This window comes from Flagellimonas sp. 2504JD1-5 (assembly GCF_053618295.1).
On record NZ_JBSIOU010000002.1, the window covers coordinates 1,623,721 to 1,643,619 of the forward strand.

Below are 19,899 nucleotides of genomic sequence, written 5' to 3' on the forward strand. Positions count from 1 at the left end.
GTAAATGATTAAGAAATTGTCAGTGCTTATTTTGAGTTTAAAAGATGGGCGCACGGAGCTTACCATTTAAAATCAAAATTGGCACTACAAGTCTTTGGTGGAGTAAAATTTCGGTATGAAAAAAAACATCTTTATAAGTATAATGTTAGTGTTGTTCCTTGGTGTAAATGGATGCAGCAAGAGCTCGAATACCGGTGAGGTAGACATTCCCAAAAATGGAAACACAGACCAATCCGATGTCGACGATACCATCGAAAACCCAAATCCAACAACAGACACCTTGGATGATTTTTTATTGAACCCTGTTACCGACAAAATTGTTATTACGGATGTAAATGTATTGGATGTAGAAAATGGCATAATACTACCTTCAACCTATGATGTGTTTTTACAAGATCAGAAAATTTACAAAATAAGCTCTTCGCCTTCGGACAGAACGGGATTTAAAGAAATTACGGGCACCGACAAGTTCCTCATGCCAGGTTTATCGGATATGCACACCCATTTAGTGACCAGTTCAAATTTGAAATACGATTTGTTCCTATTTCTCGCCAAGGGGGTTACCAATGTCAGAATTATGTGGGGTTTCAAATCACATGTGGACATGAGGAACTCCATCAATACAAATAAAACATTGGGGCCAAACTTATATGTTGCAAGTGCCGGGTTTGATGGGTCCAATTCTACTTGGCCCGGTGCCATAAATACCAGCACCAATGAAGATATTGAAACCTTTGTGGATGCATTTAAAGCCGAAGGTTTTGATTACATCAAAGTATACAATGGTCTTCCAAATAGTCAATATTTGAAATTGCTAGAGTATTCCCAACTTAAAAAAATCAAGGTTGTCGGCCATGTTCCGTCTACTGTTGATTATTTTGATGCCGTGTCCAATGGGCAATACTCCATCGAACACATGTCGCGATTTAGTTCTTCCAGCCATTCACAAGAAGAAATTTTCAGTGCAGTTCAAAACAATAGTACATTTAATTGCCCTACGCTATCCGTTTTGTATCGAAGCACGTCCAACCTTGATCTATTTAAAAACCATCCATGGATCAGCTATTTATCCCCACAAGCCATCAATTTTTTTGATCAAACAGAGGCATCAATTCCTTCAAATAATAATTATTATCAATCTACATTACAGGTTACCGAAGACTTTCAAAGTCGAGGTTTAAAAATTCTATCGGGTACCGACACCGGAATTCGATACGTTATCCCTGGCGTATCATTACATGAAGAGTTGATTCATCTGTCCAAAAGTGGAATGTCCATACCACAGGTTTTAAAGACCACCACCCTTAACGTTGGCGAATATCTAAAGGATAGCTCATACGGAACAATCAAAGAAGGAAATAGGGCCGATTTAATACTTCTGCAAAAAAATCCTTTATTGAGTCTAAAAAACCTGGAATTGATTGATTATGTTTTTATAAAGGGAAAAGATATTTCTGCAAGTGAAATAACAAGAGTTCTTGAGCTGATAAAAAACGAGTATTGATACTTTTTAGGTCACTTTACGATTATTATACCAATGGAGGATAATTAATTTGGCGCCGTATCCGTTACCTTGGAAATTGAAAAATTACCAGAGGTATCTTTTGAAACAACTTCGACAGAGTAATCCTCCCCACTTTGATAGATAATTGGGGCAATTGTTATTTGATCATAATCATTTTCTTCAACAAGGATTATATCATTTTCCCAAACAGATACATCATAAGTCAACTGGTCGCCATCTTCATCGCTTCCAACCCAAGAAATTGAAAGCTCAGTGTTTTGGGTATTGAACTCGATTGAAATACCAGCCGCATAAGGTGCAAAATTACCTTGTGGAATCCCAGGAGTTGTAAACGAATAGGTGTCACCGACAGTTTCTCCATCGCTGTTCGCAGATGTCAATGACCAAGAATATGTCTTACCTCTTTCCAATTCAACCTTGGTCTCCAGAACGCTGAGAGAATTTCTAAAAACTTCGGTAGAGCCTTCCACTATTCTTAGAACATAGTTTTGCGCTAGCTGGGCGGCATTCCATTTAAATGCCACCAAAACCTTGGAGTCATCATTTGACACTTCCTCATAATCAGAGCAAGGTTCTCCGTTAACAGGTAAAGTGCCAACTGCCTTTGCTGGTGGGTTTTTTTGCTCTTCTGGCGGCTCTTCACCACCTCCATCTCCTCCTCCACAAGAAAACAGGGCAATTGTGAAAATTCCAATTATCGACTTAAACATTATTGATTTCCACTCTTTCATTTTTTAATAATCTTTATGGTTTCTGTATGTACACCTCTCTCCATTTGAAGAACATATATGCCTGATTCTAAATACGACACATCCATATTCTTCTCATATTGATTATAATTTAGTTCCTTGACCAACCTTCCATCAAGACTGAAAACCTTAACTTTCAACTGAGTATCTTCGGTAAAAAATCCAACTTGTGAAGTAGTTATGGTAGGGTATACTTGAATCCCATTTCCGATAAAAAAGTTGTCCGATATTTTTCCTTGGCAATCACTTTCTCCAGAAATTGAGACTTCGGTTTGACCTTTCAGGTTATTAATCGAGATTGTTTGCGGGCCGGAATCTTCGAACGTATAGCTTCTTATTTTACCATTTACCAAAACCTCATAAAGCTTGCTGCCTTCCACTGTATATGTAACTGTACCTTCCGAAGCATTGAGCACGGTTCTCTTCCCAGTTACCGAATCTAGTTCGTTGACAGTGACACCGTACGTTTGTTCAAAGAAGATTTCAGGTATTGACACCGTAATAGTATAATTTCCCGCGGATAAGTCATTAATTTTCAAACCAATTTCAGATGAAATGTCATCAAATTGATTGGACAATCCTTCGCCTGAAATTGAAATGTCCAGTAAATACCCTGACAGATTCATACTGATTTCTATTGCTCCATCCGAACTTCCGATACAGCTAGGCGTCAAAACGAACACTTTTATAGCATCATTGGGTATGATATCACATCCATTGGCGTCAACCTCTACACCAGGTTGACTTTCTAAACAATTATCCTCATGATCTGGAACACCGTCGGCATCATTATCTTGATTGCATAATGGATGTTCACCGGCATCGGTAATAATCCAACCGTACGTATCGATAATTAATTGCCGGGCTTCAGCGGATTCGCAGTATTGGCTGCTCCCGGCTTCAAAATCAACATTGTTTTGTAGGCTTGACAAACTGTTCCATCCAATTAATGTTTTATCATAATTCTCAGTAGACATTCCTGAGTTTTCAAACATATTTGTCATGCTCTCCACCTTGCTAACATCCCAACCTCCAAGATTCATATCAAATGATATAGCTCCTTCGAACATTCTCTCCATGGTCATAACATTCGAAGTGTTCCAACCACTTAAATCTCTATTAAAAACTGTGTTGTTCCAAAACAAGCCTCCCATATTAGTTACATTGCTAACATTCCAGTTACTTATATTTTGATTAAACATATTGTTATACGCAAACATTATCGCCATATTTTTTGCATTGGACAGGTTCCAGGCAGTAATATCATAAGTAAATGAATTTGCGCCTTGAAACATTGCAGCCAATTCAACTGCGCTGGACATATCCCAAACACCTATAGGTTGGTTAAAACTTTCTGCTCCATTAAACATTGCTGTGAAGTCCGTTATTCTTGAGACGTCCCATCCAGAGATATCTTTATTGAAGGCAGATGCTTGTTGGAACATAGTACTAAGATTGGTAACCTTCGGGAAATCCCATCCACTTAGGTCTTGATTAAAAGCCCTAGCGCCATTAAACATCCCTTGTAAACTCTCAACATTGCTTAAATCCCAACCACTTATATCTTGGTTAAAAGTTTCTGCAGAAGAGAAAAAGTTATTCATTCTAAGCATGTTTGAAACATTCCATTCTCCAATGTCTTGATTAAATAAAAGACACCCCGAGAACATGGATGTCGCATAAATTAGACCAGAAACGTCCCAATTTCCAAAACTTGTATTGCCAACCATATTAGAACAAAAAGCAAACATTTCCTCAGCTCTGGAAACATCCTCCATATTAGGCGAATCAAGGGCTATTACATCCAATTCTTCACATCCCTTAAATGCCCTGGAAAAATCCTTCCATCGAATATCTCCCCATTGATTAACCATAATTATTTTATCGCTATCATTATCTGTGCTGGAATATTGGGCATTAAAATAAATCCTAGGGAACTCTCCTACTATTGAAACTTGATACGTTCCTTTTTCAGGATATGTATGTGTTATGTCTCCAGTTACATTTGAATCTGATGTCCCATCTCCCCAAATAACTTCATAATCATAGACCAGCCCAGGGTAGGTCGGGATACTAATTTGATTGTCTTCGGTAATACCTAGATTGTCAGTTTTCCAGGTGGTAATGAAATGACAACTCGTATTTGGTCCAGCATCGGTAATTGTCCACCCATAAGTATCTATAATGGATTGACGTTCTACCCCAGAAGCACAATATTCACTATTTCCTGCATCAAAAACCACATTGTTCTGAAGACTTGGCAAATTGCTCCATCCTTTTAAAAGGCTATCGTAATTAGCAATCGACAATCCTGCATCAAAAAACATATTAGCCATATCCCTTACATTGGAAACATTCCAATCACCCAAATCTTGATCAAAGGAAGATGCCCCGTTAAACATATTTTCCATGTTTTCCACGTTCAAAACATTCCAATTGGAAATATTCCCATTAAATGCATTGGCCTTTTCAAACATGCCTGCCATATTGGTTACTTTTGTAACATCCCAAGTGCTAAGGTTTTGATTAAAAAGATTGGTATAACTGAATATCAAGTCCATTTCAGTGACGTTAGAAACGTTCCAACCAGAAATATCTTGATTAAATGTCATCGCCCCAGTAAACATTCTTTTCATGGTCACCACACTGGAAACATCCCAATTTCCGATATCCTGATCAAATGCACCTGTACCTGACAGCATGTTGGTCATATCAGTAACCTTGGAAACGTTCCATCCTCCTATATTTTGATTAAAGTTTGGAGCTTGGTTGAACATGAACCTCATATTTGTCACGTTACCAACATTCCAGTTGGAAATATCCCTGTTAAAACCTGAAGATTGAAACATAATCGACATGTTGGTCACACTAGAAACATCCCAACCTCCAATATCTTGATTAAAATTTGTGGCCCCACTAAAAATACCGGCCATGTTGGTAACATTACCAACGTTCCATGCTGAAATATCTTGATTAAAGTTTATGCAATTATTAAAAAGATTGGACATCTCAGTTACATTGACCACATCCCATTTCGATACATCGGCTTTGAATTGAGTGCATCCAGAAAACACCTGGGTCAAGTTGTCGAAACCGCTAACATCCCAAGCATTAAAAGCTTGATTCCCTTTGAGGCCACTACAGAAAACGAACATTGAAAAAAGTGAAGTAACCCCTGACAGATGGGGGACATCCTCTGCCACCACATCCATATTAACACATCCTGCGTATGCCGACCCCATATTGGTCCACCGAACATCTCCCCATTGATTTATCTCCAAAAGCTTGGATGCGTCACTATTTGCCTCATTTCCTGGGTAACTATTGAATTGGACAGAAATAGCATCTGCGGCAATTGACACCATATACTCACCAGATGCTGAATACGTATGTGAAATGGAGCCAAACATATCGGTTTCTATGTTTCCATCACCCCAATCAATAGTATACGGCCCACCAGAAATAGGGATTGTGATGGCATTATCTTCCGATAGTCCCGGGTTGTCCGTTTTCCAAGTAGTAATGAAAGGTCTGTCCGTACAAAAACTTGAAGATCTCCCCTGATCGGTGATTGTCCAATTTTTTTCATACATCAACTTTAATCTTTCAACAACACTATTACAATAATGGCTTTCTCCACCATCAAAAACCACATTTTCTTGTAATCCTGGTAACTGGTACCATCCAATCAAAGTACTATCATAATTATCGGGTGAAATCGCCCCACCAGCGAACATCCTTTCCATATTGGTTACTTTGGATACGTCCCAACCACCCAAATTTTGATCAAAATCCATTACACCCTCAAACATAGAGAACATTTCAGTAACGTTGGAAACATCCCATCCACTAATATCTTGGTTAAAAGCAAAGATGTTTGCGAACATTTCGGACATGTTGGTAACGTTGCCAACATTCCAACTTCCGATATCCTGGTTGAATGAAGAATTGGCAAACATTCCCTGCATATTGAGAACCTTGCCAACATCCCAATTATTTAAAGGCTGATTAAAACTTAAAGCGCCATTGAAAAGAACAGACATATTGGTTACATTCGCAGTATTCCACCCATTAATATTTTGGTTAAACGCATGGGCCTCTTGGAACATAGCTCCTAAATTTGACACTTTACCAATATTCCACGCACCGATATCTTGATTGAAAACAATTGCCTCTTGAAACATGGAAACCAGCGTTTGAGCGCTTGACATGTTCCAACTACCAATAAATTGATTAAATTGGGAAGCACCTCTGAACATGGCTAAAAAGTTGCTGACATTCTCCGTATTCCAATTATTAAATTGTGCATTCCCAACTAAAGAGGAGCATAAATAAAACATTCCAGCCACTGAAGTCACATTAGATAAATTGGGTGTATCTGTAGCTACAACATCAATATTTGTACATCCGTTAAAGGCATTTTCCATAGAATTCCATTGACCAGTTCCCCACTGATTGACCAATAAAATTTTATCCTTATCTTTTATGTTCTCCGGAAAACCATCATAATTAAAATATATCCGTGGAAAATCACCGGTTATCGAAACCGTATATGTTCCTGGACCTGCATAGGTGTGCGTAATATCTCCTGTCACATTGCTGTCCGAAGAACCATCTCCCCAATCAACAAAATAATCATAAACTTCCCCTGGAAAAGTTGGAATGGTAATTTGATTATCTGCTGAAGTACCGGAATTATCCGTTTTCCATGTAGTTATAAATTCTGTTTGAGCTGATAAGAAGAAATGAATGAAGCCCAATAGGGCCGAGAGGTAGATTTTTTTCATGTAGGTCGATATATTGAAAGCAACCTACAACTAAACGGCAGATTTTCAAAGAAAATCTCGATGTTTTGTTTAATTTTTCCTATAAAATCTTAGTGGAAAATTCCCAAACAAAAAACCTCAGCAACTGCTGAGGTTTTTTCTGTGGGCGCGAAGGGATTCGAACCCCTGACCCCCTGGGTGTAAACCAGGTGCTCTGAACCAACTGAGCTACGCGCCCCATTCCACTTTGCTAAATGGGAGTGCAAATATAGCATCATTTTTTGTTTACCAAAAAGAAAAAACACAAAATATCTAAACTACTTCGGCCACTACAAAAGTGCTTCCGCCAACATAAATAACATCTTCAGAGGCCGCCTGCGCCAAAGCTGCTTTGTAACCGTTCATTACCGAATTAAAAACCTCTCCATTTAGTCCAAACTTTAAAGCTTTGTTCCACAATTCTTCTGCCTCCAAACCTCTTGGTATGTTTGGTTTTACAAAGTAATACTCTGCTTGTTTTGGAAAAAGACCCAAAACTTCGTCTAAATTCTTATCATTTACAAAACCAATTACGAAATGTACTTTTTTAGGCTTGAGGTCAGCTATCTGTTTCAATACAATTTGCAATCCTTCCTTATTGTGTGCGGTATCACAAACAATTTTTGGGGTTTCGCCCAGAATCTGGTATCTACCTAAAATTCCAGTGTTTTTTACACAATTTCGAAGCCCCTGGACCATGGCATCCTCGCTTACCTCAAAATTCTTCAGTTCATCAATTGTAGCAACCACCCCCCTCATGTTTTTTTTCTGATAAGACCCCAGTAAGTCGGTTTCATAGTCTTTGTGGGGTAATTGGTCTGCAAAAACAATTTTACTGCCTTTTTGAGCGGCTATAATCTTAAAGATTCCTTCGGTTTCTGGTTGTGTTTCACTAACAACGACAGGAATTCCTTTTTTGATGATTCCAGCTTTTTCCAAAGCTATTTTTTCCAGCGTATCCCCTAAAATTTGGGTATGATCTAGTCCAATATTGGTAATAAGTGAAACTTCGGGTGCAATAATGTTGGTAGAATCCAATCTTCCGCCCAAACCCACCTCAATGATAGCGATATCTACACTCTCCTCAGCGAAATAGGAAAAAGCCATTCCCACTGTCATTTCAAAAAAGGAAAGTGCATTCCATTCCAAAAAAATCTTATGGGTCTTGATAAACTTTGTTACAAATGTCTCAGACACCGGAATGCCGTTTATTTTTATGCGCTCCCTAAAATCTTTAAGGTGTGGGGAGGTGTAAAGCCCTACCTTATAACCAGCTTCTTGAAGAATTGAAGCCAACATATGACTGCTAGAACCTTTTCCATTGGTTCCTGCTACATGAATGCTTTTGAATTTTTTATGGGGATTGCCCAAATGTTCTGAAAAGGCCAGAATATTGTCCAGCTTGTTTTCAAGGGCATCAATTCCTTTTTGCTGATACATTGGAAGTTGCTGAAACATCCAATCTAAAGTTTCTTGATAAGTCATCTGATTACTGGCCTAGCTTAAAGTTGACAACCACAAAGCCAATTTGTTGGGACGGTGCTTTGGAATCAAGGTTCCACTTATGTAAAAAAGCCGTTTTTCTAGCCGGCTCCAGAAGACAAGGAGCAGTGTTGGTTGTTCCCTTAACACCTGGTGTCGCCTGAATCACCCTTCCATTTCTATCCACAACAATTCGCACCACAACACGTCCATCCTCATTACATTCTTGCTGCACCTTTCCTTTACTGACCAAAGAGCGTCCATTAAGTCCATATCCGCCAGTTCCGCTACCACTTCCAGGGCTTCCATAATAACTGGTCGCATAGGGGTCACCATCTGGGTTTCCTTTGTCGCCTGCCCTATTGTCATCACCCTCACTACCAGTTGTTGTGCCGTCAGATTTTCCAATTCCACCTATTAAAGCATCCAAACTCTTCTTTTTCGACTCTTGTTCCTGTCTTTTTCGTTCTTCAACCTCTCTTTTTTCTCTAGCTATGCGCTCCGCTTCGGCTTTGGCCTTTTTCTCAGCTTCATCGGCTTTTCGTTTTGCCTCCTTTTGTTGGTTGATTTTGATAGTCTCCTCGTTGTCTGAAGTCAAAACTTTTTCCACAGGTTCTTCTGGAGCGGTTTGCTTGGGCACCACCTTTTCTTGAACCTGCTCTACCGGTTTAGGTTCAACTTCTTTGGGCTCGGAACGTACTTTTTCCTTTGGTTGTACCTTTCCACTTCCGAAATCCATGGTTCCAAAGTTAATGGCTATTCCATTTTCTATTGGAGGATCCAAATAGGTCAGTCCAATATAAAAAAGCAATAGAAGAATCGCGCTTAAAAGAAGTGTAGTAAGCGTGAAAGATTTTTTCTTGTGTCTCGTATCTAAAAATGACATTATTTTGGCCGCACGGCCAAGATAACCTTATAACTGTTCCTATTGGCGATGTCCATCACATTGACCGCTTCTTTTATGGCCACATTTTCCTCCGCCCTAAGGATTATTGTAGGCTTTTCTTGTCCTTCAAGTGCCTTTTTTAATTCAATTTCAATGTATTCCTTACTTATTTGTTCGTTGTTCACAAAATACTTCAAGTCCTTATTAATGGTCACTGAAACGTTTTGTGTATTGGTCGATTTCCCTTTTGCCTTTGGCAATAGCAAATCCAAGGCATTTGGAGCATTCGAAGTAAGCATAAAAAACACCAACAACAAGAACACAATGTCTGTCATGGATGACATGCTAAACTCAGGACTTACCTTATTTCTTCCTTTCAATTTCATATGGAAATTCTAAATAGGCTCATTCAACAAATCCAAAAATTCCACGGCATTGGCTTCCATTTTATGCACCACTTTGTCGGTTCTGTTCACTAAATGATTATACCCGATGTAAGCGATAATTCCCACAACCAATCCTGCCACCGTTGTTGTCATTGCAGTATATATTCCTGATGCCAATGACCCCATTTCGGCTTGACCTCCACTACTGGCCATTTCATGGAACGCCAAAATCATACCAATTACGGTTCCTAAGAACCCAATCATGGGTGCCGCCCCCGCAACTGTTGCCAAAACACTCACATTCTTTTCTAATTTATAAACTTCAAGTGTACCGGCATTCTCAATTGCTGTGTTGATGTCATCTAAAGGTTTTCCAATTCTTGAGACTCCTTTTTCGGTTAAACGTGCGACCGGAGAGTCAGTCTGGGCACAAAGTATTTTAGCCGCATCCAACTTACCGTTCATGACATGATCACGAATTTGGTTCATGAAGTTCTTGTCAATTTTTGATGCAGCTTTAATCGCAAAAATGCGTTCAAAGTAGATATAAAGTGCAACAAAAAGAAGTACAAAAAGCACCGTAATGATTACAACACTACCGGTACCCCCGTTTACAATTAAATCAACAACCGAAAGGGTTTTTTCTTCTGAAATGGATGCACCCAATTCAGCCCCTTCTTCTAAATCTTGAAAAATAGTCATATAAAATCCCCAATTTAAGTTGCAATAATAACGGAGATTTTTGAGCTAAAGTATTTTTTAGAAGAAATATCGCATAAGGACAAAGCAAATGGCTCCTGTAATAAACCCTAGGAATGCCAACCATGCTATTTTTCTGAGATACCAGAAAAAGTCAATTTTTTCCATGCCCATGGCCACCACACCTGCAGCTGAGCCGATAATTAGCATACTGCCACCTGTTCCTGCAGAATATGCAATAAAATGCCATAATGGGTTGTCAATGGGTTCTGAGAACATTCCCAAACTAGCTGCAACCAAGGGAACATTGTCGATTATGGCTGATCCTACACCAAGCAGTATCACCACCAAATCAGAAATTTGGGTGCCCTCGATCTCGGTGCCAATTAGTGGTGTACCTTGTTTCAATCCCTCTGCAAAATTGAATAGTAATCCAAGGGATTCTAGAGCCGCTACGGCCATCAAAATACCCAAGAAAAATAAGATACTGGGCAATTCGATCTTTGTTAATGCACTGTGCACTGGACTGTGGTGTGATTCAGCATCGCTTTCAGGATCTACCGAAGAAATTGCGATTTTTGAACTACTATATATCTCAGCGAAAGTGGCCACTACCGCCAAGGATAACATCATTCCTACATAGGGAGGTAAATGGGTAACTGTTTTAAAAATGGGTACAAATACAATGGCACTCAGCCCTAAATAGAGCATTCTGGCTCCGAACTTAGACTTTGAGCCACCATCATCACTAGTTTCAATTTCTCCCCTAAAAGCAGGTAAAAACGAAGCTATAAAAGTGGGCACTAGCATACACACCAAGGATGGAACAAGTAAATATCCAATAAGTTTTGCCGTGGTTACCTTGTTTCCGATCCATAACATTGTGGTGGTTACATCACCAATTGGAGACCAAGCTCCACCGGCATTCGCAGCAACAATTATAAGACCGGCATACCAGATTCTTACATTTCTCTCCTTTACAATTTTTTGTAAGATTGATATTAACACAATCGTTGCGGTAAGGTTGTCTATAATAGCTGAAAGAATGAAAGCCAGAAAGGCAAAAATCCATAGTATTTTCTTTTTGCTTTTAGTCTTAACAAAAGTCTTGATGGTGGCAAAGCCATCAAAATAATCAATGATTTCAACAATGGTCATCGCACCCAACAAGAAAACCAGAATCTCGGATGTCTTACCCAAATGGTGCAACAAGGTTTCTTCTAACATATGCATTTTGTCCTCATGCCCCAATGCACCAAAACCTTCCATCAATGCATGCTTTCCAGAATCAAACCAGGTGGTGAAACCATCAATACCAAAAGCCATCAATGCCCAAAGTACGGCCATCATGGCCAGGGCTGGGATAAGCTTATCAATTTTCAGGTTATGCTCTAAGGTAATCGCAAGGTATCCAATTACAAAAATGGCAATGAGGAGAGTTTCCATGGTAGTTGGTTATTTAGTTGAAAAATATTTTGTTCAGTAGCAGTCTGTGCTAAAGATATTCAAAATGAGTTTTTAAACATAATCTTCTTTTTCAAAAAAACTAAAATCGTTTATATGATTATACTTAGCCCAATCAATATTAAGTCATTCTCATTTTTTGTTTATATTCTTTAAAAATATCGTATCATAAGGCTATATTTGTACTCCATTTTTATCTATTTCTCAGTTATATGGACTTTACACTTACCGAAGAACAATTATTGATTCAAGAATCAGCGAAAGATTTTGCTCAAAACGAACTTTTACCCGGAGTCATTGAGCGGGACGATGCCCAAAAATTCCCAGAAGAGTTGCGGAAAAAAATGGGGGAACTTGGCTTTATGGGTATGATGGTCAATGAAAAATATGGCGGTAGCGGATTGGGTACCCTTGCCTATGTTTTGGCCATGGAAGAACTATCCAAAGTAGATGCTTCTGCCTCTGTAATGGTGTCCGTGAATAATTCTTTGGTTTGTTGGGGGCTAGAAACTTTTGGAAACGAAGAGCAAAAGAAAAAGTATTTGACCCCATTGGCTTCCGGGGAAATCATCGGAGCTTTCTGTCTATCGGAACCGGAAGCCGGAAGTGATGCAACCTCTCAAAAAACAACCGCAATCGACAAAGGCGACCATTATCTTTTAAATGGCACCAAAAATTGGATCACCAATGGAGGAATTGCAGAGGTATATCTGGTCATTGCCCAAACTGATGTGGAAAAAGGTCATAGAGGCATTAATGCTCTAATTGTGGAAAAAGACATGGACGGTTTCGAAATTGGACCGAAAGAGAACAAGCTGGGTATTCGGGGAAGTGATACCCACTCTTTGATGTTTACCGATGTAAAAGTTCCTAAAGAAAACCGCATTGGCGAAGATGGGTTTGGATTCAAATTTGCAATGAAAACTTTGGCTGGAGGTCGAATAGGAATCGCGGCCCAAGCTTTAGGGATTGCTGCAGGAGCCTATGAGCTCTCAAAAAAATACTCCAAAGAACGTAAGGCTTTCGGAACAGAAATTGGAAATCATCAAGCCATTGCCTTTAAATTGGCTGATATGCACACCAAAATTCAAGCCGCTCGGCATTTAGTTTATAAAGCTGCTTGCGACAAAGATGCCGGTGAAGATTATACCCTATCGGGAGCAATGGCCAAATTATATGCTTCTGAAGTTGCTATGGAAACTGCTGTAGAAGCAGTACAAATTCACGGCGGTAACGGTTTCGTAAAAGACTATCATGTGGAGCGATTTATGCGTGACGCCAAAATCACACAGATCTATGAGGGTACTTCGGAAATTCAAAGAATTGTAATCTCAAGAAGTATTCTAAAAGATTAGTTTTTGGTTATATCAAAATCACCCCCATAATTTAAGGGGTATTTGCTCAAAATTTCAATTTTTACCCAGCACACCCCCTTCCATTTGATTCGTAAGTAGCTTATTTTACCAAAAATAGAGCAGCCCCCTGTAAGTTGGTCTAAATTCATGACATGAACTGCCAGATTTTGAGATTATGACAATTAAGAGTCATTCAAATTTTCATTTTGCATATTTTTTAACCTTTCAACCAAAACGTTGATGAATTAATTGCAATTGATTGAAAACCTTGAAATTAGTTCATTTAAAACGATATTTTTGAGTAAATATCACAATGATGAAGCTAGAAAAACAAGGTTTATACCTACCCGAATTTGAACATGACAACTGTGGTGCGGGCTTTATTTGTAGCCTAAAAGGAATCAAATCCAATGATATAATTCATAAAGCCCTTGAAATCCTTGACAAGTTGGAACACAGGGGAGCTGTCAGTGCCGATGGGAAAACTGGAGATGGTGCTGGAATATTGATTGATATACCCCATGATTTCTTCACCGATGTATGTGAATTTGATTTACCTGAAGCCGGAGAATATGCCGTTAGCAATGTGTTTTTGCCACAAAAAGAAAATCAGCGGGAGTTTTGCATTGCAAAACTCGAAGAAAATATAAAAAACCAGGGGTTAGCGCTATTAGGCTGGCGTGATGTCCCTGTAAATAGATCTGTACCTGGAAGAATTGCGGCTGAAACCGAACCTTTTGTAAAACAGATTTTTGTTGGAAAAACTGACAAACTAGATGATTTTCAATTTAATTTAAAATTATTTATTGCTCGAAAAATCACTGAGCACGCCATTATAAAAAGTAAGCTTTCCCAAAGTCAATTCTTCTATTTACCAAGCCTATCAACCAAAATTATAATCTTTAAAGGCCTATTGGTTCCACAGGATATAAGTAGATATTATCAAGATCTATTGGATCCGCGGGTGGTCACACGTTTGTCTTTAGTGCACCAAAGATTCTCAACCAACACGTTTCCCACATGGGATTTGGCACAACCATTTAGACATATGTGCCATAACGGTGAAATCAATACACTCAGAGGAAATGTTTCCAGAATGAGGTCTAGAGAAGAGCTTTTGGAAAGTGATTGGTTTGGAGAGGAAATAAAAGAAATCTTACCTGTAGTTTTGCCCGGAAAATCAGATTCGGCAAGCATGGATATGGTCGTGGAACTCTTGTTAATGACCGGACGTTCGCTCCCTGAAGTCATGATGATGCTCGTGCCCGAAGCTTGGGAAAAAAACACTGAAATGTCCGAAGCAAAAAGAGCGTTTTACGAGTACAATTCCTGCGTCATGGAGCCTTGGGACGGACCTGCTTCAATTCCGTTTACCGACGGAAACTATATTGGGGCTGTATTGGACAGGAATGGTCTTAGGCCATCCCGATACTCAGTTACCAAAAAAGGATACGTGATCATGTCCTCCGAAACCGGAGTAGTGGATTTAGAACCTGAAGACATAGAATTCCATGGTCGTTTAGAGCCAGGAAAGATGTTTTTGGTAAATATGGAAGAAGGTCGCATTGTAAATGACGAGGAAATCAAGGAATCCATTGCTAAAAAACATCCCTATAAAAAGTGGTTAAAGAACAATTTGGTTCATCTTAAGGACATTCCTTATAACGATTGTCCCGTTTTTTATGGCGAATTCCCCCTAGAAACTAGGCGTTCAGCATTCGGTTACACTCTGGAGGATATCAATACCATTATCTTGCCTATGGCCAAAAATGGCAAAGAACCCATTGGGTCAATGGGATCGGATACACCAATTGCTGTTTTATCTGAAAGGCCACAACTGATCTACAATTACTTTAAACAATTGTTTGCACAGGTTACCAATCCACCATTGGATGGGATCAGAGAGGAATTGATTACAGATATTAGCCTAACGTTGGGCAGTGACCAAAACCTATTTGAAACTACAGAACAACATTGTAGAAAGCTAAAAATCCAAAATCCTGTCATATCTAAAGAGGATTTGGACAAAATTAAAAATCACGATGCCAGTCCCGACTATAAGGTCGTTTCCATTTCAATTTTGTATGAAATCGGAAAAGGACACAATGGACTGGAAGAAGCGCTTGATTCCATTTTACAACAAGCTTCAGACGCTATTGACGAAGGCGCCAATATCATTATTCTTTCAGACAGAATGGTGAGCACCGAAATGGCAGCTATTCCAGCACTATTGGCCTGTTCCTTTGTCAACAGTGGACTCCGAAAAATGGGAAAACGCTCAAAGTTGAGCATCATTGTTGAATCCGCAGAACCACGAGAAGTACATCATTTTGCACTTTTGTTCGGTTTTGGAGCAAGTGCCATCAACCCATATCTCGTAAACGAGATTATTGGAGAACAGATTGAAGAAAACGATATTACAGAATACACCTTTGATGAAGCCATCAAAAACTACAACAAAGCCATTGGTAAAGGCATTTTAAAGGTGATGAACAAAATTGGAATCTCTACCTTGAATTCTTACAGAGGTTCCCAATTATTCGAATGCATTGGTATTAATACCAAAGTGGTAGACAAATATTTCCCGAATACACCAACACGTATTCAAGGAATAGGTTTGTATGAGATTGAAAAAGAAGTAGCAAAACGCCACAAGAAAGCATTTAAAGCCCAGGAATTAGCAGCCAACCTCGATATTGAGATTGGCGGAGAGTACCGTTGGCGAAGAGATGGAGAAAAACATATGTTCAATCCATTGACCATTGCCAAGCTTCAAAAATCGGTACGCAATAACGAGCCGGATACTTATAAAGAGTATTCCGATTTGGTAAATAAGCAATCCAAAAACTTAATGACCATTAGGGGATTGTTTGAGTTTTCGAACTATGACCCTATTCCGATTGAGGAAGTGGAACCTTGGACTGAAATCGTAAAACGATTCAAAACAGGAGCCATGTCTTACGGAAGCATCAGTAAGGAAGCCCATGAAAATCTAGCGATTGCCATGAACCGAATCGGAGGAAAAAGCAATTCGGGAGAAGGTGGTGAGGATTCGGCTCGTTTCTATAAAAATCAAACTGGTGACTGGAAAAACAGTGCCATCAAGCAAGTCGCCTCGGGTAGGTTTGGAGTTACTTCAAACTATCTTACCAATGCACAGGAAATTCAGATTAAAATGGCTCAAGGGGCCAAACCTGGTGAAGGAGGACAACTTCCAGGACCGAAGGTCAATCCCGCCATTGCAAAAACTAGAAACTCAACGCCTTATGTTGGATTGATTTCTCCTCCTCCACATCATGATATCTATTCTATCGAGGATTTATCGCAGTTGATTTACGATTTAAAATCAGCCAATAGAGAAGCAAGGATAAATGTAAAACTCGTCTCAGAAGTTGGAGTGGGAACGGTTGCTGCTGGTGTTTCAAAAGCCAAAGCAGATGTAATCCTTATATCAGGATTCGACGGAGGTACAGGAGCCTCACCTTTAACGTCTTTAAAACATGCTGGTCTTCCCTGGGAACTTGGAATAGCAGAAGCACAGCAAACCTTGGTGCTAAACGATTTAAGAAATAGAATCACACTAGAATGTGATGGCCAACTAAAAACAGGGCGCGATGTTGCCATTGCTTGTCTTTTGGGAGCTGAGGAGTTTGGCTTTGCCACAGCACCGTTGGTAGCATCGGGGTGCATTATGATGCGTGTTTGCCACTTGAACACCTGTCCAGTGGGCATAGCAACGCAAAACCCAGAACTTCGCAAGAAATTTAAGGGAAAACCCGAACATGTGGTCAATTATATGTATTTCGTAGCTCAGGAACTAAGAGAAATCATGGCCAAATTGGGTTTTAGAACCGTCAATGAAATGGTTGGGCAAGTTCAAAAATTGGATAGAAAAAAGGCCATTGAACATTATAAAGCTGCCGGAATAGACCTAAGCCCGATTCTTCATCAGGTGGATGTTCCCAAAGGAACCAAGTTCTACAATACCGAAGAACAAAAGCATCATATTGAAGACTCTATCGAGTTCGATATTATTGCCAAGGCGCATCCTGCCCTTTTTCGAAAGGAAAAGACCTCTTTGGATTTCCCAATTTATAACACGGACAGAGCTGTGGGAGCCATTATCAGCAATGAAATCTCGAAAATCTATGGAGCGGATGGCCTTCCCGAAAACACACTTAAATTGAACTTTACAGGGTCGGCAGGTCAAAGTTTTGGGGCTTTTGCCACCAAAGGACTTACAATGGTAGTCAATGGTAACACCAATGATTATCTGGGCAAAGGTCTTTCAGGCGCCAAATTAATCATAAAAGTACCAGACAGGTCTACCATTAAACCAGAAGAAAACATCATCACAGGAAATGTAACCCTTTATGGAGCTACCTCGGGTGAGGCATATATCAACGGTAAAGCAGGAGAACGGTTTTGTGTTCGAAATTCTGGTGCACACGCCGTTGTGGAAGGTATCGGAGATCACGGATGCGAATACATGACAGGAGGAGTTGCCGTAATCTTGGGGTCTGTTGGCAGAAATTTTGGAGCTGGCATGAGCGGTGGAATTGCCTATGTATATGACAAGGATAAAACCTTCGAGAAAAGATGTAATGGTGAAACCTTAAATCTGTTGGCAGTAGAAGAAGATAATGATATTGCCCAACTCAAAGAACTTGTTGAAAACCATTACAATGCCACATTAAGTCCGTTGGCACAGGAAATTTTAGAAAATTGGGAAGCATGTTTACCACAATTTATCAAAGTTTTCCCTGAAGAATATAGACAAGCATTGATTCGATTAGAAAAAGAAAAATTACAAACCTTATAATCTGAGCCATGGGAAAGACGACTGGATTTATGGAATTTGACAGGAAGGATGAAGCCTATGCACCTGTTAAGGAACGAATCAAAAACTATAAAGAATTTACACTTCCTTTAAAGGAAAATGAATTGAAGAATCAGGGCGCGCGTTGCATGGATTGCGGCATTCCGTTTTGCCATAGTGGCTGTCCTTTGGGGAATTTAATTCCTGATTTCAATGATGCTGTGTATCAAGGTAAATGGGAGAAAGCAACTAAAATATTGCATTCTACCAATAATTTTCCGGAGTTTACGGGAAGATTATGCCCTGCTCCTTGTGAAGAAGCATGCGTTCTTGGCATCAACGAAGACCCTGTTTCCATAGAAAACATTGAAAAGAATATTGTTGAAACTGCTTTTAAAAATGATTGGATACAACCAGAACCTCCTTTAAAGAGAACAGAAAAAAAAGTTGCCGTTATAGGCTCTGGACCTGCAGGCCTAGCAGCTGCACAACAGTTGAATAGAGCCGGTCATACCGTTACTGTTTTAGAGCGTGATGAGAAAATAGGCGGACTGTTACGATATGGAATTCCAGATTTTAAAATGGAAAAACACATTATTGACAGACGCCTGGACATTATGGAGCGCGAAGGAATTATTTTCAAAACCGGAATTCATGCGGGTGTAGACATAAAAGCGGATAAGCTTCAGGAAGAATATGATGCCATTGTGCTTTGCGGAGGAGCAACGGTAAAAAGGCAACTTCCAATACCTGGGGCCGACTTAAATGGCGTGGTTCAAGCTATGGACTTCCTTCCACAAAACAACAGAAAAGTAGATGGTTTGCCTTACCAAGGGGAGGAACTGACCGCAAAAGACAAAAACGTGATTGTTATCGGTGGAGGAGATACAGGTTCGGATTGTATTGGCACCTCAATAAGACACGGTGCCGTTTCGGTAACGAATTTTGAAATCATGCCAAAAGCAACCCCTAACCGACCCAAAGACCAACCTTGGCCCTTTTGGCCCATGCGATTGCGTACTAGCACATCTCATAAGGAAGGTGCTGAACGTGTGTTTAGCATCGCCACCAAAAAATTTGTGGGAGATGACAATGGTAATCTGAAAGGCCTGGTCACGTCAGAGGTTGTTTGGGAAAAAGTACCCGGACAACGACCAATTTTAAAGGAAGTTGAGGGAACAGAAAAAGAGTGGGAATGCGATTTAGCATTGTTAGCCTTAGGGTTCACGGGTTCAGAAACTACAATCGCTGACCAATTGGGACTGGAAATGGATCCACGGACCAATATCAAAGCATCAGCTTCAGATTACAAAACCAATGTTCCAGGTGTCTTTGTAGCTGGAGACCAGAGAAGAGGGCAATCCCTAATTGTTTGGGCAATTTCTGAAGGACGGCAAGCCGCTCACCACGTTGATGATTTTTTAATGGGAAAATCAGATTTACCATTAAAAGGGGAAGGAGATCTACCTAGAGTATAATTTTGCAACAACCAACCTACCAATAATGACTCCCTTGAGAAACTTTTCTTTTGGGAGTTTTTTTATGTTTTAAGTAAGTATTAGGTACAAAAAAACCCTCCAAAGTCTGATGACTAAGGAGGGTCAAAGAAGGCGGCGACCTACTCTCCCACTTGGTATAGCAGTACCATCGGCGCAAACGGGCTTAACTTCCCTGTTCGGAATGGAAAGGGGTGGGCCCCGTCGCCATGGCCACCTAGATCTTCAATATT

At 39.8% G+C, this 19,899-nt stretch carries 11 protein-coding genes, 1 tRNA gene and 1 rRNA gene; 4 read left to right on the plus strand and 9 right to left on the minus strand.

Annotated features, from left to right (window positions below; translation table 11 throughout):
* The first annotated feature begins 115 nt into the window (after positions 1–115).
* The gene (locus tag ACULLG_RS16840) at positions 116–1,504 is read left to right on the plus strand and encodes an amidohydrolase family protein (RefSeq protein WP_452127950.1); all 1,389 of its coding nucleotides are present in this window, start codon (positions 116–118) and stop codon (positions 1,502–1,504) included.
* A gap of 44 nt (positions 1,505–1,548) precedes the next feature.
* On the opposite strand, the gene ACULLG_RS16845 is transcribed toward ACULLG_RS16840, so the two are convergent.
* From ACULLG_RS16845 to nhaD, 8 genes are all read right to left on the minus strand, one after another.
* Positions 1,549–2,256: a hypothetical protein gene (locus ACULLG_RS16845; RefSeq protein WP_452127951.1), complete on the minus strand. Its 708-nt coding sequence runs from the start codon at positions 2,254–2,256 to the stop codon at positions 1,549–1,551.
* Positions 2,253–7,061 (minus strand): BspA family leucine-rich repeat surface protein, encoded by a 4,809-nt coding sequence (locus tag ACULLG_RS16850; RefSeq protein WP_452127952.1) that lies wholly within the window; start codon positions 7,059–7,061, stop codon positions 2,253–2,255. Before ACULLG_RS16850 ends, ACULLG_RS16845 begins: the two co-directional genes overlap by 4 nt.
* A gap of 142 nt (positions 7,062–7,203) precedes the next feature.
* Positions 7,204–7,278 (minus strand) — tRNA-Val (locus ACULLG_RS16855).
* Positions 7,279–7,352: 74 nt separating this feature from the next.
* Positions 7,353–8,564: a bifunctional folylpolyglutamate synthase/dihydrofolate synthase gene (locus ACULLG_RS16860; protein WP_452127953.1), complete on the minus strand. Its 1,212-nt coding sequence runs from the start codon at positions 8,562–8,564 to the stop codon at positions 7,353–7,355.
* A gap of 4 nt (positions 8,565–8,568) precedes the next feature.
* Positions 8,569–9,447 carry an energy transducer TonB gene (locus ACULLG_RS16865; protein WP_452127954.1) on the minus strand — a complete coding sequence of 293 codons (879 nt, stop codon included), beginning with the start codon at positions 9,445–9,447 and terminating at the stop codon, positions 8,569–8,571.
* Entirely contained in the window at positions 9,447–9,833 is a 387-nt protein-coding gene (locus ACULLG_RS16870) for an ExbD/TolR family protein (RefSeq protein WP_190809701.1), read from the minus strand. Before ACULLG_RS16870 ends, ACULLG_RS16865 begins: the two co-directional genes overlap by 1 nt.
* Positions 9,834–9,842: 9 nt before the next feature.
* Positions 9,843–10,535 carry a MotA/TolQ/ExbB proton channel family protein gene (locus ACULLG_RS16875; protein WP_452127955.1) on the minus strand — a complete coding sequence of 231 codons (693 nt, stop codon included), beginning with the start codon at positions 10,533–10,535 and terminating at the stop codon, positions 9,843–9,845.
* Positions 10,536–10,592: 57 nt separating this feature from the next.
* Positions 10,593–11,978 carry a sodium:proton antiporter NhaD gene (gene nhaD, locus ACULLG_RS16880; protein WP_452127956.1) on the minus strand — a complete coding sequence of 462 codons (1,386 nt, stop codon included), beginning with the start codon at positions 11,976–11,978 and terminating at the stop codon, positions 10,593–10,595.
* A gap of 230 nt (positions 11,979–12,208) precedes the next feature.
* Between nhaD and ACULLG_RS16885 the strand changes: the two genes are divergently transcribed.
* The 3 genes from ACULLG_RS16885 to ACULLG_RS16895 all read left to right on the plus strand — a co-directional run bounded on the left by ACULLG_RS16885 (position 12,209) and on the right by ACULLG_RS16895 (position 19,648).
* Positions 12,209–13,351, plus strand: a complete 1,143-nt coding sequence (locus tag ACULLG_RS16885; RefSeq protein WP_452127957.1) for an acyl-CoA dehydrogenase — start codon at positions 12,209–12,211, stop codon at positions 13,349–13,351.
* 316 nt (positions 13,352–13,667) lie between these two features.
* Positions 13,668–18,173 carry a glutamate synthase large subunit gene (gene gltB / locus ACULLG_RS16890; protein WP_452127988.1) on the plus strand — a complete coding sequence of 1,502 codons (4,506 nt, stop codon included), beginning with the start codon at positions 13,668–13,670 and terminating at the stop codon, positions 18,171–18,173.
* An 8-nt stretch (positions 18,174–18,181) separates the two neighbouring features.
* Positions 18,182–19,648 (plus strand): glutamate synthase subunit beta, encoded by a 1,467-nt coding sequence (locus tag ACULLG_RS16895; RefSeq protein WP_452127958.1) that lies wholly within the window; start codon positions 18,182–18,184, stop codon positions 19,646–19,648.
* A 127-nt stretch (positions 19,649–19,775) separates the two neighbouring features.
* On the opposite strand, the gene rrf is transcribed toward ACULLG_RS16895, so the two are convergent.
* Positions 19,776–19,887, minus strand: a 5S ribosomal RNA gene (gene rrf, locus ACULLG_RS16900).
* Positions 19,888–19,899: the final 12 nt, after the last annotated feature.